Annotated in this window: 18 protein-coding genes; 9 read left to right on the top strand and 9 right to left on the bottom strand. The window is 33.6% G+C overall.

Translation table 11 applies throughout. The annotated features are described in order from the left end of the window. Positions 1–68 precede the first annotated feature (68 nt). Together HNQ00_RS04820 and HNQ00_RS04825 are read left to right on the top strand one after the other, a co-directional pair. Positions 69–1,469 carry a trypsin-like peptidase domain-containing protein gene (locus HNQ00_RS04820; RefSeq protein WP_173837200.1) on the top strand — a complete coding sequence of 467 codons (1,401 nt, stop codon included), beginning with the start codon at positions 69–71 and terminating at the stop codon, positions 1,467–1,469. Positions 1,470–1,625: 156 nt separating this feature from the next. Continuing rightward, on the top strand, positions 1,626–3,074 hold the full coding sequence (locus HNQ00_RS04825) for a glyceraldehyde-3-phosphate dehydrogenase (RefSeq protein ID WP_173837201.1): 1,449 nt from the start codon (positions 1,626–1,628) through the stop codon (positions 3,072–3,074). Between the two features lie 164 nt (positions 3,075–3,238). On the opposite strand, the gene HNQ00_RS04830 is transcribed toward HNQ00_RS04825, so the two are convergent. After that, the gene (locus HNQ00_RS04830) at positions 3,239–4,651 is read right to left on the bottom strand and encodes an APC family permease (RefSeq protein ID WP_173837202.1); all 1,413 of its coding nucleotides are present in this window, start codon (positions 4,649–4,651) and stop codon (positions 3,239–3,241) included. Positions 4,652–4,992: 341 nt separating this feature from the next. Here HNQ00_RS04830 and HNQ00_RS04835 point away from each other — a divergent pair, with 341 nt between their 5' ends. The 3 genes from HNQ00_RS04835 to HNQ00_RS04845 all read left to right on the top strand — a co-directional run bounded on the left by HNQ00_RS04835 (position 4,993) and on the right by HNQ00_RS04845 (position 7,536). Further along, complete coding sequence (locus HNQ00_RS04835) at positions 4,993–5,877, top strand: hypothetical protein (RefSeq protein WP_173837203.1); 885 nt, start codon at positions 4,993–4,995, stop codon at positions 5,875–5,877. Positions 5,878–5,894: 17 nt separating this feature from the next. After that, complete coding sequence (locus HNQ00_RS04840) at positions 5,895–6,854, top strand: fasciclin domain-containing protein (RefSeq protein ID WP_173837204.1); 960 nt, start codon at positions 5,895–5,897, stop codon at positions 6,852–6,854. A 199-nt stretch (positions 6,855–7,053) separates the two neighbouring features. Next, positions 7,054–7,536 (top strand): DUF305 domain-containing protein, encoded by a 483-nt coding sequence (locus tag HNQ00_RS04845; RefSeq protein WP_173837205.1) that lies wholly within the window; start codon positions 7,054–7,056, stop codon positions 7,534–7,536. A 57-nt stretch (positions 7,537–7,593) separates the two neighbouring features. Here HNQ00_RS04845 and HNQ00_RS04850 read toward each other — a convergent pair whose 3' ends face one another. Continuing rightward, the gene (locus tag HNQ00_RS04850) at positions 7,594–7,821 is read right to left on the bottom strand and encodes a CDGSH iron-sulfur domain-containing protein (protein ID WP_026708593.1); all 228 of its coding nucleotides are present in this window, start codon (positions 7,819–7,821) and stop codon (positions 7,594–7,596) included. Between the two features lie 270 nt (positions 7,822–8,091). Between HNQ00_RS04850 and HNQ00_RS04855 the strand changes: the two genes are divergently transcribed. The 3 genes from HNQ00_RS04855 to HNQ00_RS04865 all read left to right on the top strand — a co-directional run bounded on the left by HNQ00_RS04855 (position 8,092) and on the right by HNQ00_RS04865 (position 10,025). After that, positions 8,092–8,952 (top strand): NAD(P)-dependent oxidoreductase, encoded by an 861-nt coding sequence (locus tag HNQ00_RS04855; RefSeq protein WP_173837206.1) that lies wholly within the window; start codon positions 8,092–8,094, stop codon positions 8,950–8,952. A gap of 10 nt (positions 8,953–8,962) precedes the next feature. Continuing rightward, positions 8,963–9,340, top strand: coding sequence for a PH domain-containing protein (locus tag HNQ00_RS04860; protein WP_173837207.1), 378 nt, complete (start codon positions 8,963–8,965; stop codon positions 9,338–9,340). Positions 9,341–9,566: 226 nt separating this feature from the next. After that, entirely contained in the window at positions 9,567–10,025 is a 459-nt protein-coding gene (locus tag HNQ00_RS04865; RefSeq protein WP_173837208.1) for a PA2169 family four-helix-bundle protein, read from the top strand. A 60-nt stretch (positions 10,026–10,085) separates the two neighbouring features. On the opposite strand, the gene HNQ00_RS04870 is transcribed toward HNQ00_RS04865, so the two are convergent. The 5 genes from HNQ00_RS04870 to HNQ00_RS04890 all read right to left on the bottom strand — a co-directional run bounded on the left by HNQ00_RS04870 (position 10,086) and on the right by HNQ00_RS04890 (position 18,081). After that, entirely contained in the window at positions 10,086–11,519 is a 1,434-nt protein-coding gene (locus tag HNQ00_RS04870) for a peptidoglycan endopeptidase (protein ID WP_173837209.1), read from the bottom strand. 251 nt (positions 11,520–11,770) lie between these two features. Beyond that, entirely contained in the window at positions 11,771–14,032 is a 2,262-nt protein-coding gene (locus tag HNQ00_RS04875) for an aconitate hydratase (RefSeq protein WP_173837210.1), read from the bottom strand. Between the two features lie 330 nt (positions 14,033–14,362). Continuing rightward, positions 14,363–15,292: a polysaccharide lyase family 7 protein gene (locus HNQ00_RS04880; RefSeq protein ID WP_173837211.1), complete on the bottom strand. Its 930-nt coding sequence runs from the start codon at positions 15,290–15,292 to the stop codon at positions 14,363–14,365. Between the two features lie 328 nt (positions 15,293–15,620). Further along, positions 15,621–16,574 carry an AAA family ATPase gene (locus HNQ00_RS04885; RefSeq protein ID WP_173837212.1) on the bottom strand — a complete coding sequence of 318 codons (954 nt, stop codon included), beginning with the start codon at positions 16,572–16,574 and terminating at the stop codon, positions 15,621–15,623. Positions 16,575–16,653: 79 nt separating this feature from the next. Next, positions 16,654–18,081 (bottom strand): peptidylprolyl isomerase, encoded by a 1,428-nt coding sequence (locus tag HNQ00_RS04890; protein WP_173837213.1) that lies wholly within the window; start codon positions 18,079–18,081, stop codon positions 16,654–16,656. Between the two features lie 581 nt (positions 18,082–18,662). Here HNQ00_RS04890 and HNQ00_RS04895 point away from each other — a divergent pair. Then, positions 18,663–20,252, top strand: a complete 1,590-nt coding sequence (locus HNQ00_RS04895) for a peptide chain release factor 3 (protein WP_173837214.1) — start codon at positions 18,663–18,665, stop codon at positions 20,250–20,252. A 223-nt stretch (positions 20,253–20,475) separates the two neighbouring features. Here the strand turns inward: HNQ00_RS04895 and HNQ00_RS04900 are convergent, their stop codons facing one another. Then, positions 20,476–20,835 carry a hypothetical protein gene (locus HNQ00_RS04900; protein WP_173837215.1) on the bottom strand — a complete coding sequence of 120 codons (360 nt, stop codon included), beginning with the start codon at positions 20,833–20,835 and terminating at the stop codon, positions 20,476–20,478. A 248-nt stretch (positions 20,836–21,083) separates the two neighbouring features. After that, positions 21,084–21,386, bottom strand: a complete 303-nt coding sequence (locus HNQ00_RS04905; RefSeq protein WP_173837216.1) for a DUF3467 domain-containing protein — start codon at positions 21,384–21,386, stop codon at positions 21,084–21,086. Positions 21,387–21,462 lie beyond the last annotated feature (76 nt).

Consider the following 21,462-nt stretch of genomic DNA (forward strand, 5'->3'; position numbering starts at 1 on the left):
AAACAATATTTTAACAGTCAGAATAAGTTTTAAATTTACATTACAAATAACGTAAAACGAAATATATTATGAAACAATTTTCCAAGCTGTTCTTAGTTTCATTGTTAAGTGGAGCTGTTACACTAAGTGCTTACAAATTATTATTTGACAACAATGGCTACTTTGCATCACGACAAGGTACTCTAACGACAACTGCAAATGATTCTTATGCTAAAAAAGTAGGCTTATCATCTGAATTATTAGATTTTACAGAAGCTGCAGAAAACACGATACATACTGTCGTTCACGTGAAAAACGTTTCTTACAAAACTATTTCTAACCCTATGCTTGAGTACTTTTATGGTTACAAAGGTGGTCAATCACAAGAACAAGTAGGTACGGGATCTGGAGTAATTATCTCTGCAGATGGATATATTGTCACAAACAATCACGTTATAAAAGACGCCTCAGAAATAGAGATAACGCTCAATAATAAGAAATCGTATAAAGCTAAACTGATTGGAACGGATTCAAAAATGGATATTGCACTTTTAAAAATAGATGCAGATGAGAAATTGCCGTATTCTAGTTTTGGGAACAGTGATGCTGTAAAAGTAGGTGAATGGGTTCTTGCGGTAGGAAATCCCTATAACTTAACCTCAACAGTTACAGCAGGTATTGTTTCGGCGAAAGCCAGAAATTTAGGCACCAATGGAATCCAATCTTTTATACAAACAGATGCAGCTGTAAATCCAGGAAATAGCGGTGGTGCCTTAGTGAACACTAGAGGTGATTTAATAGGAATAAATACGATGATTTCTTCAATGACAGGATCTTATGTAGGCTATTCATTTGCTGTACCTTCTAATATTGCTCGAAAAATTATCGAAGACATCATGGAATATGGTAACGTACAACGCGGAATATTAGGGGTTGAAGGAGGAGAACTAAATGCAATGGCCTCAAAAGAGCTAGGCGTAGCAGAAACGGAAGGATTTTACATTAATAAGGTGACAAAAAATTCTGGTGCAGAAAAATCTGGTCTTAAAAAAGGAGACGTGATTGTTAAGTTAGACAATCAAACCATTGCTACTTTTGCCGATCTTTCAGGATATATTAATACTAAGCGACCAAACGACAAAGTTGCGGTGACTATTAATAGAGATGGAACCTTAAAAACGATCCCTGTTGCACTGAGTAAAAACGAATTTTTTACCACCGAGTTCAAGGGAATTGAATTAGAAAACATAGATGCTGGAGACAAGAAAAAATTCAAAATTGACTATGGCGTTAAAATTAGAGCCATTACTAATGAGAATTTAATGCAGTATGATAATGAACTGCGTGGCAATATTATTCTAAGCATAGATAATGTAAAAGCAAAAGATATTGAAACGGTTTCTAAGCTTTTAAATGATAAAGAGGAGAATAAAAGCATGCGATTAGAAATGATTAATAAAAATGGGGAATTGATTAGAATAATAATTTAATCTCACACAATTATAAAATCAAAGCCAACCTGAAAAAATTTGGGTTGGCTTTTTTATTTGAAAATAAATACGAAAATAGTTTACGAAATCGATTGAAATCGGTACTTTTGCGCCAAATTCAAAAAATAACTACTCAACAATTACAAATTTTCATTTATGAAAAACACAGCTTTGTACCAAAAAGAAGTTTCCTTTCAAGTCGACAGACGTCGCGCCGGAGTCGAATTAATTAAGATCATTAGTGATTTGTGGTATGATAAATCCATAGAACTGGTTTTATTTAAAAATCAATTATTAGACAAGAATGTAAGTGACATAATCAACTTGCATCAATATGCTGGTGAATTTGTAGGTAAGCCTATGACGATTTTTGATTCGGTTGAAATTGCAAAAGTCGTTGGAGAATTAGATTTACCACCTTCTAAATTAGATTTAGGTAAACTGACATACGAATACCTTTTAGAAAATGAAAAATATCCAGACGCAAGGCATTTTGTTTTAGACAAATTAAAAGCGGCAAAATCATCTGAGGAAATACAACCAAAGGATGTTGTGCTTTACGGTTTTGGTCGAATAGGACGTTTGCTTGCGAGAGAATTAATGTCTAAAACTGGAAAAGGAAATCAATTGCGATTAAGAGCGATTGTAACTAGAGATAAAAATGATGCAGCTACTTTAGAAAAAAGAGCTTCATTATTACGTTATGATTCTGTTCATGGTGATTTTCTGGGATCAGTAATTGCTGATGTTGAAAATAACGCATTAATTATAAACGGAACAACAGTTCATATCATTACAGCAAATGCACCTGAAGATATTGACTACACTATTTATGATATTGACCATGCGCTAATCATCGATAACACAGGAGCCTTTACTAATGAAGAAGCTTTAAGTAGACATTTAATTTCAAAAGGAGCTCAAAAAGTATTGCTTACAGCGCCTGGAAAAGGTGTTCCTAATATTGTACATGGCGTAAATCAAAATGAATATGACGTTGATGCAATTAATATATTCTCAGCAGCTTCTTGTACAACTAATGCTATTACACCTATTCTTAAAGCTGTCGAAGACACTTTAGGGGTTGTAAAAGGGCATTTAGAAACTATACACTCGTATACCAATGACCAGAATTTAGTAGACAATATGCACAAAAAATACCGTCGTGGTAGAGCAGCAGCACTAAACATGGTTATTACAGAAACTGGAGCAGGAACAGCTGTTGCAAAGGCGTTACCGTCATTAGCAGGAAAATTAACCTCTAATGCGATACGTGTACCAGTTCCTAACGGATCACTAGTTGTATTAAATTTAGAGGTTGAAAAAGAAACTTCTATTGAAGGAATAAACGCCATCATGAAAAAATATGCTCTTGAGGGAGAACTTGTAGAGCAAATTAAATATTCGACAAATAATGAATTAGTTTCTTCGGATATTGTGGGAACTTCAGCACCATCTATTTATGATAGTAATGCGACGATTGTTTCTAATGATGGAAAAAATATTGTGTTGTACATTTGGTACGATAATGAATATGGTTACAGTCATCAAGTTATTAGACTAGCAAAATATATTGCTAAAGTAAGACGTTTTACGTATTACTAGCTAGCAGCATACGGGTTGGCAATGGTTACTATATTTTTAGTTTTTAGTTTTTAGTTCAAGTTTTAGATTAGATTTTATAACCACCAACCTGTATTTTATAAAAAATCCGTTTCAGTATACTGAAACGGATTTTTTTTTACTTCTACTATTTGTACGTAGCTATTTTACTTTTTAACATTCATTTTAGTCATATAATATACTGGAATTCCTAGCAACATAATCAGCACACCCCAACCACAGGTACTTGTTTTAGTGTATAATAAAGCAAGACATATTGCACTAGCAATAATTATAAAAACTGCTGGTAATACAGGGTAACCAAAAGCTTTATACGAACGCTCAGCATCAGGCATTTTCTTACGCAATATAAATATACCCATGATTGTTAGTATATAAAATATCAACACGATGATTACAACAAAATCTAAGAGGTCACCATATTTTCCCGTTAAACACAGTGCAGAAGCCCAAATACATTGCGCCCAGATCGACCATGCAGGAACCTTAGCTTCATTTAGCATAGCTGCCTTTTTAAAGAAAACACCGTCTTGTGCCATAGTATAATACACACGTGCACCCGCCATTATGAGTCCGTTATTACATGCAAAGGTTGAAATCATAATCATCACTGCAATAATTAATGTACCAATAGGACCAAAAATATATTGCGATGCAACCACTGCTACTCTATCAGATTCAGCTGTTGCAATTTCTTGCAAAGGAACCACTGCCAAGTACATTACGTTAGCCAAGATATAGATTACACCCACTATAAACGTCCCTAAAAACAAACTCAATCCCACATTGCGTTTTGGATTTTTTATTTCAGCTGCTATAAAAGTAACTCCTTCCCAGGCAACACTAGAGAACATTGAACCTACTAATGCCGCAGATATACCAGACAACAAAGCAGTTCCACTTATAGGCATCCATGTTAATGTAGTAGTATCAAGCGTTTGTGATGTCCAAGCATTAGCCCAGTTAGCATCCCAAACTTCGGCTTTAGCTGCAAAAAAACCAAAGAGTATCAATCCAGCAAGTGATAGAATTTTAATAACAGTTAGTACTGTCTGCAACATTTTAGAGTTTTTTACTCCCCTACTATTAAGATAACTTAAAAATATAATGGTTACAATAGAAACAATTTGTGCGGCATTTAGTTGAAAACTGCCAATTTCATACAAAATATTCTTATCACTAAAGGAGGGAATGAGGTAGGCAGTAAACTTAGAAAAAGCGACTCCCACTGCTGCAATAGTTCCTGTTTGAATAACAGCAAAAAAACTCCAACCGTATAAAAAGCCTATTAGCCGCCCGTAAGCTTCTTTAATATATACATACTGTCCTCCAGCTTTAGGAAATAAGGCGCTTAACTCCCCATAACTTACGGCTGCTATCACCGTTATTGTTCCGGTAAGAACCCACATAGCAATTAGCCATCCGGCAGATCCCAATTGCCGAACCATATCTGAACTTACAATAAATATTCCTGAACCTATCATAGAGCCCACGACTAACATTGTTCCGTCGAGTAGGCCTAGCTCCCTTTTAAAATCATCTTTGGTTTCTTCTTGCATGGTGGTATTTGAATTTTGGTTGGTGTTAAAGATATACTTTTTTATTAAATCTTAAAATTTAATACTGTACGCTGAAGAACCCTCAAGCAAATGATATCATAATCACATTACTGCTATTATAATTTGAACTGAACTGATTGTAATGGTGCTAAAAAAACACTTTGGCCGCAGCCACACCAATTAAACTAAATTTACTAAATAAAATAAAAATTTTAAATAACTGACAAAGAGTGTGTTAAATATTATTTATGAATTATTTGTATTTATTTTAAGTTTTTGTAAAACCGCAATTATTTATATCTCGTAAATGCTCTTAACAGTAAAACTAACAATATAATATTATGATTAAAAAACAATTACTATTCATTCTAGCTGTAACAACATTTGGATATGTTAACACAGCTCAGGCTCAAAGTCCAATCAGTGGATTCATGCAAGGAAAAGGAAAAGGAAACGTATCTATTTCTTTCAGCTCAGAAAAATACGATGAAGTATATTTCATCCCAGAAAAAGTTGATGGCGTTCCCGTATTTAATGAAACTAAAATAACAAGTACATCTCTTTATGCTACTTATGGTATTAGCGACCAGGTTGATGTTGTTGTTGTGCTACCTTATGTAAAAGCTAAAGGTAACGCTACACAAGAAGTACTTACAAATTTAGATTTAGAAAACGAAAGAAAAGGTCTTCAAGATGTATCTGTATTTATTAAGTACAGTCCTTTCAACTTTAATTTTGCTTCTTCTTCTTTACGTTTAATTGGAGCATTAGGATTAAAAACACCTTTAAGCAACTATAAGGTTGAAGAAGGATTTCAATCGATCATTGCTATTGGAAATAGAAGTACTACCATTAGTACAACTGGATTAGCTATGTTTAAAATGAACTCGGGAGCTTTTGCTTCGGGACAAATTGCTGGAAATTTTGCGAATAACGATGTTCCAAATTCAGTGACAACAGAATTGAAAGTGGGTTATGCAGCAAAGTCTTTTTATGGAGATGCTTATGTAGCAAATCAAAAATCTACAGGTGGTGTTGATATTTTTGGAGAAGGATTTGCTGGACTTTTTCCAGTAACAAAAGTGAACTACACAAAAATTGGTGTGAATTTATATGCACCTATTTACAAAGAGTTAGGAGTTTCAGTAGGAGCTAGCACATTAGTAGCAGGAAGAAACATTGGTAAATCATCAGGATACTACGGTGGATTAGTTTACAAATTTTAATACCTAAAACAAACAAAATGAAAAATCTAAATATAAAAAGTGCTGTATTAGCATTGACTCTATTAACAACAATCGTTTCTTGCGATACTGATTACAAAGACGAAACACCTAGTATTGCAGGTATTGCTGTGGCAAACCCTAATTTTAGCACACTAGAAGGAGCTGCTGTTCAAGGTGGTTTAGTAGGAGTATTAAGCAATAGTAACCCTAACGACCCATCTGGTCACTATACTGTATTTGCACCTACAAATGATGCTTTTGCAAGATTAGGACTAGTAGACGCAGGGACTTTAGGTGGATTGCAAAATACTTTTTTGACAAACACTTTATTGTACCATACATCTAACGGAGATTTACCTTCTGCTAACATTAAAAATGGAGGAACTTCTGCTTCTGCACTTTCAGTAAACAGACGTTTTATTAGTAGAGGTGCTGATTTATACATCAACGGTTCAAAAATTATTTTAACTGATGTAGCTGCTAGTAACGGTACCGTTCACGCTATTGATAAAGTAATGATCGCTACAGGTGTAAACATCGTAGAATCTGCACTTTTATTAAAAGATGCTAAAGTTTTCAAAGCGCCAGAACTTACTTTTTTAGTTCAAGCTGTGATCTCTTCTGGATTAGCCCCAGTTTTAGCTGATGCAAATAATAATTTCACAATCTATGCTCCAACAGATGCTGCGTTTAAAGCAGCAGGTTTTGCAACTCTTGATGACGTGAAAAACACTCCAGCTGCAACATTAAAAGCGGTGTTATTGAACCATGCTATCGTAGGTGGAAAATTCACATCTGAGCAAACTGCAACTACTGCTGTAACAGCAGGTGGTGGAACATTAACTTATAGCCCTTTTTTAAACGGTGTATTCACTGTTAAAAGTAATGGTATAACTACAGCTGCAAGCATGGTAATTCCAGACATACAATGTACTAATGGAATCGTTCACGTTATTGATAAAGTTTTATTACCATAATAATTATTGTTTGTTTTTTTTAATTAAGGTCTCGCATTTTTGTGAGGCCTTTTTTATTGTACCTATATAACTGTTTTAGTTTGAATACTAGATTTACAAAAGTCTTAAAACTATTTGGCTGTAGTTCTCATTTTTTCTAACTTTAATTTATAAGACCGATTTATAAGTCAATTTAAAAATTATTTTTAAAAGTTATATCATGGAAAATTCTAAAGACACTCCTACAAAAAGCAGCTATACTCGTTTCTACTTGATGTTAATTTGTTCGTTTATTGCTATGTATTGCACAATGTACTTAAACACATACAGTATAGACCATGTCTATTTCTCGCTAACACGATTTTATATGTCCTGTTTAGGAATTTCAACTATGGCAGTGATTATGCTTTTATTCATGCTGAAAATGTATACCGATAAAAAGAAAAATATAGGAATTATGCTGGGAAGCACATTGTTGTTTCTTTCTGCTTTGTTTTTAGTTCGAACACAAAAACCATTTGTGGGTGATTTGCTTTGGTTGCGCGCTATGATTCCCCATCATTCGATCGCAATATTAACAAGTGAACGCGCTGCAATTGAAGATCCCGAAGTCAAAGCATTAGCAGAAGATATCATTATAGCTCAAAAGAAAGAAATCGAAGAAATGAAAATTATGATTGACCGACTTGAAAACGAGAAATAAAAAAAAGCTGCATTCAAAATAATAGAGTGCAGCTTTTTTTACAAATTCAAACTAATATTATTTAGTTTTCATAGGTGGCAAGTTGAAAGCAACTGATTCATGTTCGAATCCGTTTCTATGTGAACCATCGCAAAAAGGTTTGTTTGCTGATAAACCACATCTACATAATCCTAAGGTAGTCCTACCTTCTAATCCGTACACGGTACCGTCTGCAGCAACAATTTCAAATTCCCCATCGATCTTTATTGACCCATTATTATTGATAACTAATTTTGTCTTACCCATTTTATTCTTAATTTTAATTTGCTCAAAGGTCATCAATAATCCTTCATCAAATAGCATTATTCAACCAAATTAAGCCGCGAGAAAGCTAATTTACATTAAGTCTAATTTGGAATAAACGCAAGTACAGCACTAATCTTAAAGCGACAAATAGTGTGAAAATTTAGGAAAACTATAAGTATTGCAAGAGCAAGGAATCAAAATTAAGAACTAATTTAGTTACCATAATAACCATATACAATTAGTACCGAACAATTAAAAGCACACTATAAAATGAATACATTAAAAATAGGATGGATAGGCCTTGGAAACATGGGGAATCCAATGGTGAAAAATTTATTAAAGGCAAATTTCGAAGTTATTGTATATAATCGTACAAAGGAAAAAGAGGCCGATTTAATAGCTGCGGGAGCAAAATCAGCTACTTCTCCAGCCTCGTTGTTAGATTCTTGTGATATCGTAATTACAATGTTATCAAATGATGATGCGGTATTGGCAGTTTTTAATGGCGAAGATGGCCTCGCTTCATCACAAATTTCCGGAAAAACGATCATTAATATGAGTACGGTGTCGCCTGAAACTTCGAGAAAGTTAGCAGCGATATGTGCAGACAAAGATTTAAAATTTATTGATGCACCAGTATCCGGAAGTGTAAAACCTGCACAAGACGGTGCCTTAGTGATATTAGTAGGTGCAAATGAATCTGATTTTAAGTACGCCAAGCCAGTATTTGACGTGTTAGGAAAAATCGCTATTAATGTAGGGTTAGCAGGTGTTGGTAGCTCTGCAAAGCTGGCTATAAACTATCTCCTAGGATTAAATTTACAAGGCTTAGCAGAAACCGTATTATTTGCTGAGAAAAATGGTGTTAGTAAAGAAGATATGCTTACAATAATTAATCAAGGTGCATGCGCTAACGGAATCACAAACATTAAGGCGCCCTCAATTTTAAATGATTCCTACCCTGCAGCTTTTGCACTTAAACATTTAGTTAAAGACCTACGCTTAGCTAAGGAAGCTGGTTTAGATGCACCGCTGATTGATCCACTTTATAATAGTTTTAGTAAAGCTCAAGCAGAAGGTTTAGGCGATCAAGATGTCATGGCGATTATCACTAGTTTAAACAACAAATAATTTATATAAGATGGGACTATTTTCAGCACTTTTAGGTAACGCCGGTTCAGTAAGTCAAGAGCAACTATTTAAAGAATATGGACAATTATTGATCGAAGGTGAACAAATAGAATTAGGATTCAAACTAATTAGAGATACCTTCCTCTTTACTACAAAAAGATTAATCTTAGTAGACAAACAAGGTCTGACAGCTAGTAAAACAGAATACAAATCAATAGCTTATAAAAGCATCACTAGATTTAGCATTGAAACTGCCGGAACATTTGATTTAGATGCCGAATTAAAAATATGGGTATCTAGTGAACTGCAGCCTAGTATTCGAAAACAATTCAATAAATCAGTGAATGTATATGAAGTTCAAAAAATACTTGCCTACCATGTACTGTAAGGAATTTTAAAAACTTAGTATTCGAAATAACAGCATTATTGAAGCCACCATTAACCAATGGTGGCTTTTTAATTTTACTAAATAAAAGTGAGATGCAATTCACTCACTACTCTATTGAAAATATGGATAATGCATAAACTTTTGTAAAAATCCCGTAATATTAAAATTCAAGAAAAGAGTCATCTTTGTACAACAATTAGAGAAGAACTCAAATTAAAATGCGGGTATGATGGATGATATAAAAACTATTGGATTATTGAATAATCTAATCTTAGTAAATAATGATCGAATAGAAGGCTATGAGATGGCAATACATGAGACAGACGAGAATGACCTAAAATTATTGTTCTCACAGTTTATACAAACAAGCGTAAAATGTAAATCAGAATTATTATCTGAAGTTAAAAGACTAGAAGCGGAAGCCTTTATCAGTAATCGAACAAAAGCTTCATTTTTTAAAACTTGGGATTCTGTAAAAACGGCACTAAATACAAAGGACAGAAAAGTAATTTTAGACGCATGCGAAGAAGGAGAAGGTCTTGTCAAAAAAAATTATGAAGATACCATTAGAGAACATGGAACGGATTTATCACTAAATGAATTAGCGATGCTTAAAAATCAATATATGAACTTAAAGAATGATCACGATCGCGTTGAAGCTATGGGACAATCAGTAGTTTTTTAAGTGCTTCTAGTAAAGTTAGAGTAAAAAAAATGCTCCGGAGAGCATTTTAAGAATTTTATATTAAAGAACGCGATTAAATTGCGATACCTTTTTACTGTAGTATTTCTCTTTTACAGAAGATATAATTACACCTTCACTAACTGACGCATGAATAAATTTAATATCCCCATCGCTAGTATCTACAATCATACCTACGTGATTGATACGATTTCTTCGACTAGTTTTAAAAAAGATAAGATCTCCTTTTTTAGCTTCGTCACTGTTAATAACCGTTCCGTATTGAGATTGTTCTATTGAAGTCCTAGGAAGTTGAATATCAAAATTGCTAAAAGTAGTACACATTAGTGCTGAGCAATCGATTCCGTTTTTGGTAGTACCACCATAACGGTAGCGTATTCCCAAATTTTCTGAGGCTGCGCTCACTAAATTATCAAGAAATTCTTCGTCTCTTGTATTTATACTATGCTTTTTATCGGTATTCTCTTTCTCTTCTGTACTAGCAATCGCCTCAGTTATAGGAGCTGTTTCAACTTTCTTAGTACTTGTAATATTTAATTTGTAACCTACTGGTAATCCTGATCTAACTTTAGGGTTTTGATTTACTAACTCTTTAGCAGTAATTCCGTATTCTTTAGCAATTCCATAGATTGTTTCTCTAGCTAGTACCTCACGAACAACGGTATATTCAGGCACAATCTCTTCGAGTTTTTCAGCTTTTATAGCTTGAATTTCTGGTTTTTTAATTTCTTTCCCTTTTACAACATCTACTGCAGCAACCGCAACTTGCAGCTGCTCCTCTTTCTTGACAGGCATTGCAATAGTTTGGACCGCAACGCTAGTATTGTTTTTTACCGGAATGATAATTTTTTGACCTACTTTCAAACCTTCCGATTCTAAAATAGGATTGGCTTTATCAAGATCAGCAACGGTAATACCATATTCTCTTGCTATTGCATATTTAGTTTCTGTTGCTTGAATTTCTCTAACTATAGTTCCATCAGTTGCTGCAATTGTTTTAGCAGTTGTATTTTCGATAGGAATTAATTGAGGTTTACTTTGAGTCTCTGTATTAGCTACTCTTTCTACGGTAGCAGTAGTATTGGGAACGTTAATTTGCTGTCCGTTTTTTAATCCAGTAGCTTTCAAGCCAGGATTCAATTGGTATAGGTCACTAACTGTAATCCCATATTTTTTAGCGATGCTGTAAAGTGTTTCTTTAGGATATGCTTTGTAACTTTTTGTCGCTACTACATTTTTAACAGGATCTACCTTAACATCAGCAGCTTTAGGAATAAGCAAAGTAGATTTTAATTTTATCCCCTTACGTGAATCTGGATTTAACGTATAAATTTCACTAGGTTTTACATTATATTGCTGTGCAATTTTAGAGATTGTCTCTCCTTTTGCTACGGTGTGTTCTGTATATTTTTGTTGAGAAAATCCACTAAATCCACCAATTAAAAAGAGTCCTAAAATCCAACCAGAATACTTCATAAACGTTTTTTTTGATTCAATAATAATTTTAAATACGACTATTAATAATTGCACAAACAAGTACAATTTATTTGCAGTTTTGTAATCCAACGCTAAAATAGCGATAAAAGTATTTTAAAAGCGAATTTAATTCATAATTTGAACAATAAAAATTATTGTCAAACTTTTATACACACTTTAACAAAATAATAGCGTAAAAAAAAACGTCAAGCAATTGCTTGACGTTTTAGTATTCTATAATAAAAGTTTAATTATGCTTCAGCAGCAATTAAATTTAATGCTGACCCAGCAACATACCATCCAATCTGACCTGCATTATAAGTATGGTTAGCTAAGATTAAATCTTTGCTTCCATCAGCATGAACAAATTCTATTGTAAGTGGTTTTCCTGGAGCAAAATCAACTAAATCAATAATGTTTATAGTATCATCCTCTTGAATTAGATCGTAATCAGCTTCGTTTGCAAACGTCAATCCTAACAATCCTTGTTTTTTAAGGTTTGTTTCGTGAATACGAGCAAAAGATTTCACTAAAACAGCTTTCACACCTAAGAAACGAGGCTCCATTGCAGCATGTTCACGAGAAGATCCTTCACCGTAATTGTGGTCACCCACAACAATAGAAGGAATTCCAGCAGCTTTATACGCACGCGCTACAGCAGGAACTGCATCGTAAGATCCAGTCAATTGATTTTTTACTGAATTTGTATTTTGAGTAAAAGCATTTACTGCTCCTATCAACATATTATTAGAAATATTATCTAAATGTCCACGGAAACGCAACCATGGTCCAGCCATAGAGATATGGTCTGTAGTACATTTTCCAAAAGCTTTAATTAATAATTTAGCTCCAGTAATATTTTTACCATCCCATGCATCAAAAGGCGCTAATAATTGCAATCTATCAGAAGTCTCACTAACAGCAATTTTAACTGAAGATCCATCAGCAGCTGGCGCTTGGAATCCATTGTCATCTACATCAAAACCTCTTTTAGGCAACTCATCTCCATAAGGAGCAGTCAACATAACCTCTTCTCCTTTATCATTCAATAAAGTATCAGTAAGTGGGTTAAAATCTAGTCTTCCAGAAATTGCTAAAGCAGCAACCATCTCTGGTGAAGTAACAAAGGCATGTGTATTTGGGTTACCATCTGCTCTTTTAGAAAAGTTACGGTTGAAAGAGTGTACAATAGTATTTTTCTCTCCTTTTTCAGCACCTGCTCTATCCCATTGACCAATACATGGTCCACAAGCATTAGTAAATACTTTTGTTCCCATTTTTTCAAAAGTAGCGATAATTCCGTCTCTTTCGATTGTATATCTAATTTGCTCAGAACCTGGATTAATTCCAAATTCAGCTTTAGGTGTAATTCCGTGTTCAACAGCTTGATTAACGATAGACGCTGCACGAGCCATATCTTCATAAGAAGAGTTTGTACAAGAACCAATTAATCCCCATTCTACTTTTAATGGCCATTCGTTAGCAGCAGCTTCAGCTTTCATTTCAGAAACTGGTGTACCTCTATCTGGTGTAAATGGTCCGTTAATGTGTGGCTCTAACTCTGATAAGTTAATTTCGATAACTTGATCAAAATATTGCTCAGGGTTTGCATAAACTTCTGGATCTCCAGTTAAATAACTAGCCACTTCATCAGCTGCATCTACAACGTCTTGACGTCCTGTAGCAGATAAATATCTACGCATAGAATCATCATATCCAAAAGTAGAAGTAGTTGCTCCAATTTCTGCTCCCATATTACAAATTGTACCTTTACCAGTACATGACATATTTGTAGCTCCTTCACCAAAATATTCAACAATAGCACCTGTACCACCTTTTACAGTTAAGATATCAGCTACTTTTAAAATAACATCTTTTGGTGCAGTCCAACCAGATAATTTTCCAGTTAATTTTACTCCAATTAATTTAGGAAACTTTAATTCCCATGACATTCCTGACATTACATCAACAGCATCAGCTCCACCTACTCCAATTGCTAGCATACCTAAACCACCTGCATTTACAGTATGTGAGTCAGTACCTATCATCATTCCACCAGGAAATGCGTAGTTCTCTAAAACAATTTGGTGAATAATTCCTGATCCTGGTTTCCAGAATCCAATTCCGTATTTATTAGAAACAGATGAAAGGAAGTCAAAAACTTCACTTGACTGTTGTTTTGCAAATGCTAAATCTTTCTCAGCACCTACCTTAGCTAGAATTAAGTGATCACAATGTACTGTAGTTGGCACAGCAACTGTTTTCTTTCCTGCATGCATGAATTGCAACAAAGCCATTTGAGCCGTCGCATCTTGACAAGCTACTCTATCTGGAGCAAAATCTACATAATCAACACCTCTTGAAAAAGCTTGATTCGCTTTTCCTTCCCACAAGTGGTTGTACAAGATTTTTTCAGTCAAAGTCAATGGACGTCCAACAACTTCACGTGCTGCATCAACACGAGTAGTCATGTTTGCATACACTTTTTTAATCATATCAATATCAAAAGCCATAATATATAGGTGTTTTTTATTTATTCGTCTTGCAAATTTAAGGATTATTGGTGAGATTTAAAAAAAATTTAATGGAACTAGGCTTTTGAAAAATTATTATTGCAAAATAAGAGCTTACATTGAATAAAATTAACAAAAAAGCATATTTTTAACTTAATACTACATTATTGCTAATTTAAGAAGCAAATATTGTTGATTCGAGAATTGCTTCTCAACAAGGAATTTTCTTGATAAGTAAAAAGAGATTAGCCATCAAAAACAATCTGTTTTATATAAAAAGGGACTATCTAAAACAAGATAGCCCCCTTTAGTAAAAAAAAATACTATTTATTATGTATGTTTAACACTCAAACTTCTTACAGCGACCAAGCCAAAAGAACCATCGTAACTTAATCCTTTTACTGACTGTAAATAATTACCAACTTTAAAATAATTCCCTTCGGTTGAAGTATTCATTTTTTGGCTAAATACCAATGTAGAACCGTTATACAAATAAACAGTACTAGACGTATACTTAATTGTAAATGTATATTGAGTACCTAGTTCGTATCCCTCAAAAGTTTTACTACCTCCAAGCACTTTTTCAGTAATATACCCGCTAACCTTCAATTTAACAGCACCTGATTTTTGATTCGCTGAACCCAAGAATTGCACTCTAATAATATCGTCTACTTCAACACCTTTAACATTTTTCTCTGGACCATGAACTTGTCCAAAACATAGCACTCCTGTTTTGCCATCCTCCCCTTTAGGAAGTTGGGTTACTTTAACTGTCCAAGTCATCGTGTGTGTACCTTGAGAACCATCCCATTTTGCTTCCTTTCCATTAGTCATTTCTCTCAACTCAACTCTTGGATTACTAGATGAACTTGACGTTTTTAAACCTCTCCAAGTCTTAAACCAAGTCCAATATGATCCACTATATAGATAATTGTTATCTTTATATGTAGCATAAGATACACCTGAATCTGTAATATCATCCCAATACTTACTATTGGAAGGGCTACCCGTATGCGAATTAATCTTCCAAGTACTGGCTGAAATTCCTAATTGAGCTGCTGGGTAAAACGTTTTGGCCGTTAGTGATGCATCAGAAACTGATTCTGTATCAGCAACTGATACAACTGAAGCAACAGCAGATTCTTCAACATCATCTTTATCACATGATAAAAGAGATAGCATTGTAAGTCCTAAGAAAAGTACTTTTCCTTTCTTGAAAGTCAAGTCGCTTAGACCTGAAGTAATTTGGTTTGTTTTCATAAATTAGTTTTAAATAAATTGGTTTGTTAGATTGGTTTACCAATTAGTCGAGCCAAATATATATAAAAATTATTTATGTTTTGAAAATTAAATACGAATACATCAAGTAATATGTTAATAATTAAACACTATTCTTTACACACACACGAACGCAGATCTTTATCCGAAGTAAACTCGCAATTAATAAAAAAATAGCTTGTTTAAATTATAAGTAGCATTCCGTTAATACTAACCACTATATTCTGTGAGTACAAAACTAATTTCTTGTACATAAAAAAAGCCTCAAGTAGGAACTTGAAGCTTCTTAATTATGCATTAAATGTTGTATTTATAAAAGTTTATTTATGATAGATTCTTCTGTTAATCCCTCAGCCTCTGCTTTATAGTTCTTAATAATACGATGCCTTAGAATACCAACTGCAACTGCCTTAACGTCTTCAATATCTGGAGAAAATTTACCTTTGAATGCAGCATTAGCTTTTGCCGCCAGGATTAAATTCTGCGAAGCCCTTGGACCTGCACCCCAATCTAAATAATTCTTCACAAAGTCGGTCGCTGAACTGCTTGCTGGTCTCGTTTTCCCTACAAGAGTAACGGCATATTCTATCACATTATCTGCAATAGGAATTCTACGAATTAGCTGTTGGAATCCTATTATCTCATCAAAAGTAAATAAAGAGTTTACGCTTTCCTCACCATCAATAGTTGTTCTTTTTACTATCTCGACTTCCTCCTCATAAGAAGGATATTCTAATTTAATAGCAAACATAAAGCGGTCTAATTGCGCTTCTGGCAGCGGATAGGTTCCCTCTTGCTCAATAGGATTTTGCGTAGCTAAAACAAAGTAAGGCAAATCTAGCCCATAACGCTCCCCTGCAATAGTTACTGAGCGCTCTTGCATAGCTTCTAACAAAGCAGCTTGCGTTTTAGGCGGTGTTCTATTAATCTCATCTGCTAAGATTATATTAGAAAACACAGGACCTTTAATAAATTTAAACCGTCTATTTTCATCTAGAATTTCACTTCCTAATATATCCGAAGGCATCAAATCTGGCGTAAATTGAATACGTTTAAAATCTAAGCCTAAGGCTTTCGCCAAAGTGTTTACTAGTAATGTTTTGGCTAAACCAGGAACCCCCACTAGCAAGGCATGTCCGCCACTAAAGACACAAATCAATATTTGATCGATGACATCTTCTTGACCTACAATAACTTTTGCGATTTCATTTTTGAGTTGGATACGCTTTTGAACCAAATTATTTATTGCTGCTACATCAGACATTTTCAAATGTATTTAAATTAAAAAAGAGTTAGCTTATGATATCATAAAACTAACTCTTTTTTATTAACTATTAGAAATATTATTTCTTTAACCAGTTATTTGTAAATTCACAATCTCTATATTCACCTAAAACTTTAATATAAGTTTCTTTTATTTTCTCATTAAACCACTTCCCTACTGCTTTGATTTGTTTCTCTTTTAAGGCTAATTCTTTAATCTTAATGTAATCTGTAGCATAATCAGCAGTATGCTCATTAATTCTATTAGTAACAGTGATTAGTTTGTAAGTCTTCTTATCATTCTCACCAGTCTCAAAAATAGGCTGAGAGATTTCGTCATCTTTTAAATTAGAAACTTGACTGTATAAACTAGGGTCCATTTTTGTCAATTCAAAACGCGTATCTTGCGTCTTTGGATTAATCAAGACACCACCGTTAGCTCTAGTTTCTTTTTGATCAGATTCTGTTCTTGCAGCATCAGCAAAACTAATTTCCTTATTAACAATTTTATTTCGAATAAGAGTGATTTTTTCTTTTGCAACCTGTATTGCATCTTCTGATACAGACGGAGTCAATAAAATATGTCTTAATTCTACTTCCTGCCCTTTAATCTTGTCTACCATTATAATATGATATCCAAATTCAGTTTCAAAAGGCTCTGATATTTCCCCCTCTTGTAAACTAAAAGCAACCTCCTTAAACTCCTTTACAAAAGGTGTTTTTCTATTCATTTTATAATAACCTCCGTTAGGAACCGAAGCTTTATCTTGAGAATACAAAACTGCTTTAGTCGCAAAACTAGAGCCTTCTTCAACCTCACGTTTAAACATCTTTAAACGATCAATTACTTTTTGTTTTTCAGCATCAGAAATCTTAGGTGTAACAACAATTTGTGCTACTTCCATTTCTGCACCAAATTGTGGTAATTCATCCTTAGGGATCGATTTAAAGAAATTGCGCACCTCCTCAGGAGTAATTTCAACTTCCTCAACAATTTTTTTAGTCATCTCAGAGCTTAACTTTTGCTCCTTCAAAATATCAAAAAAGTAACTCTTGAATTCCTCTTCTGAATCTTTTTTGTAATACGCAACTACTTTTTCAATAGAGCCAATTTGGCCAACCATGTAATTAATACGCTCATCCATCATTCCTTTAACTTCAGCATCAGTAACTTTGATACTATCTTGAACGGCTTGATGTGCATAAAGCTTATCTTCCATCAATTTCCCTAACATTTGACATCTTGTAATATCTTTGATAGATCCTCCTTGACCTGAAATTTCTAAATATGATTTATCAATATCTGAATCTAAAATGATGTAGTCTCCTACAGTAGCAATAATACCATCAATTTTCTGTCTCCCACCAGTCGACTGTACTTTTTTAACAGGAGCAACAACGCTATCCTTGATTATTTCCTGCGCTTGCATAACCGTTGTTGAAAATAGAAAAAGCACAAAAGCAATAGTAATATTAACAGACTTCATTTGTATTGTTTTTAATAGCATTATATGATTTATATTTTAATTTATATTGTTTTTATTACCGTACTATTTTATAAAATTATTTATTTGAGTCCAAATATACACCATTACAGTTAACAAATGAAAATGTACTTACAATGAGTTTTCTAATATTAAGGCGGACAAAAATAACAATTCGATTACATATTACAACTTATGCTCATAGTATTAACAAAATATTATACAGATCGAAGTTAATATCTACATAATACTGCTAGTATACCTATAATTCAACATATCCACACTCCCTCTCGTCTAGTATATTAAAAGTATTTTTTACTACGAACAGTTCAGGACACTATAAAATCACAAATCTAAATGCAGCAACAAAAAACCTAATTGATGTTCCTTATTATTCGAATAAAAAACAACTTTATCTATCCCTAAACTTTACCACTAGTTAGTCAACTTAGCGTCAATTTTAGCTTTTTTACATTCGAAAATAAATATTTAAGAAAAAATAATTCATCAGTAGCACAATTTTAGTCCACCTAGATTTAAAAGAAAGTCTCATTTTTTTTAAATGGCGTTTATAAATAGTACTTTTGCAAACTATTTACAATAATATGAGCTTTTTAAAAGAAATACAACGTCGTAGAACGTTCGGAATTATATCGCATCCCGATGCTGGTAAAACTACATTGACTGAAAAACTGTTACTTTTTGGAGGGGCAATTCAAGAAGCTGGTGCGGTAAAGAATAATAAAATAAAAAAAGGAGCGACTAGTGACTTTATGGAGATTGAACGTCAAAGAGGAATCTCTGTGTCAACCTCTGTCCTAGCCTTTAATTACCAAGACAAGAAAATCAATATTCTAGATACACCTGGACACAAGGATTTTGCAGAAGACACTTTTAGAACATTAACAGCTGTTGACAGTGTTATTGTGGTAATTGATGTTGCAAAAGGAGTTGAGGAACAAACAGAGAAATTAGTATCTGTGTGTAGAATGAGAAAGATTCCTATTATCGTTTTCATTAATAAAATGGACCGTGAAGGAAAAGATGCGTTTGATTTAATGGACGAAGTGGAGCAAAAATTAGGCTTAACTGTAACTCCGTTGAGTTTCCCTATAGGTATGGGTTATGATTTTCAAGGAATCTACAACTTATGGGAACAAAACATTAACTTATTTAGCGGGGATAACCGTAAAAATATCGAGGAAACAATCGCTTTCTCTGATGTTCAAAATCCTGAATTAGAAAAAATTATTGGCCAAAAGCCAGCAGATACTTTACGTGAAGAGTTAGAATTAATTGATGAAGTATACCCTAAATTTGATCGTCAAGATTATCTAGATGGTAAATTACAACCTGTATTTTTTGGTTCAGCTTTAAATAATTTTGGTGTTAGAGAATTATTAGATTGTTTTGTATCTATTGCACCTTCACCGCGCCCAAAGGAATCAGAGACAAGACTTGTAGATCCTACAGAGGAAAAAATGTCAGGATTTGTATTTAAGATTCATGCAAATATGGATCCTAAACACCGTGATAGATTAGCTTTTATCAAAATTGTATCTGGAACATTTGAACGTAACAAACCCTATTATCATGTACGTTTAAAGAAAAATCTTAAATTCTCTAGTCCTAATGCGTTCTTCGCAGAAAAGAAAGAGATTGTAGACATTTCATACCCTGGCGATATTGTAGGATTACATGACACAGGTAATTTCAAGATTGGAGATACTTTGACTGAAGGAGAAATCATGAGTTTCAAAGGTATTCCAAGTTTCTCTCCAGAACATTTTAGATACATCAATAATGCTGATCCTCTTAAAGCTAAACAACTTGACAAAGGAGTAGACCAATTGATGGATGAAGGAGTAGCACAGTTGTTTACATTAGAAATGAACAACCGTAAAATAATTGGTACGGTAGGTGCGCTTCAATACGAAGTAATTCAATACCGTTTAGAGCATGAATATGGAGCTAAATGTACTTATGAAAACTTCCCGGTACACAAGGCTTGTTGGGTTAAACCTAACGATCCTAAAAACGAAGAGTTTAAAGAATTCAAACGTATTAAACAGAAATTTCTAGCTAAAGACAAATACGGTCAACTAGTATTCTTAGCCGATTCTGATTTTACAATTCAAATGACTCAGAACAAATACCCTTCAGTGAAATTATTCTTCACTTCAGAGTTTGAGTAATTTTCATAGCATTTTACTGTAATAGTAATACCTTATAAGAAAGTCGGAGTGGTTTTAAACTACTCCGACTTTTTTGTGTTTTCGAATAAAATAAAACCAATAGGATTTTAATACCATCTAATAAGTAGCGCTGTATACTAGTACTACAATACATTTTAGCGCAAAAAAAAACGCTGATCAATTACGATCAACGTTAAACATACAACTAAAATTATAATTAATATTATGACAAAGCAGTTTCATAATTAACTGCTTTTTTTAAGAAAGCTTTTATTAGAACTCTATTTGGAGCAATCCCAGAAGTCATAATTTGCTTTTTTGTATTGATTCCTTCAGTAGAGATTGTAGAATTAGGATTTTGTTTTGATCCCATAAACCATTGAACAAACTCCATGTTAGCATTTGCTTTAGAATTATCTGCTTTAATTTCTTTAGTAATAGTTCCTTCATTTGTTGAAGAAGCTAATTCTGACCCTACTGCACTTTGACTATAACCAGAAAAACTGAACATCAAAGCACAAACAAATACTGATAAAATTGTTACCAAGTTTTTTGAATTGTTTTGTGTATTTGTAGTGTTCATTGGGATTTGTTTTTATATGTGGTTAGCTATCAGTGCTAATTCTTGTACAAAGATACAACCGCAATAGGCCTATATAAAATATTTACGATGAACAGCTAGAATACTCGTTAACAAACAAACCAAGTGCAGAACACAGATTAAATAAGCACTTCATCCGATTATAATATCCGGAAAAGTCCCCATCAATCCGTGTAAATTCTAAAGCAAAAAAAAAGGCTCCGTGATGGAGCCTTTTATATTGTATTTGATTATGCTTGTCCCGCAGGACCAAAGTTAAGCGGTATAGGAGGTTGTTCAGTCTCTTTGATTTCGCCATGAGCGGCTTCAAAGCGGTGGATATTCTCTGATAAAGCTTTTACCAATCTTTTTGCATGTTGTGGTGTCAAGACAATTCTTGATTTCACTTTAGCTTTAGGAATACCCGGCATGATACTTACAAAGTCAAGCACAAATTCTGATGAAGAATGATTTATAATAGCCAAATTAGAATAAATTCCTTCAGCCGTTTTTTCATCTAATTCGATATTGATCTGGTCTTGTTGTTCTTTCATGATTTAAGTAGTAAGGATTAGCAACTAAATGATAGCAAAAAGTGATTAGCCCTGAGACTAATCACTAATTACTATG

The organism is Flavobacterium aeripolare (genome assembly GCF_013294025.1).
Taxonomy (GTDB): domain Bacteria; phylum Bacteroidota; class Bacteroidia; order Flavobacteriales; family Flavobacteriaceae; genus Flavobacterium.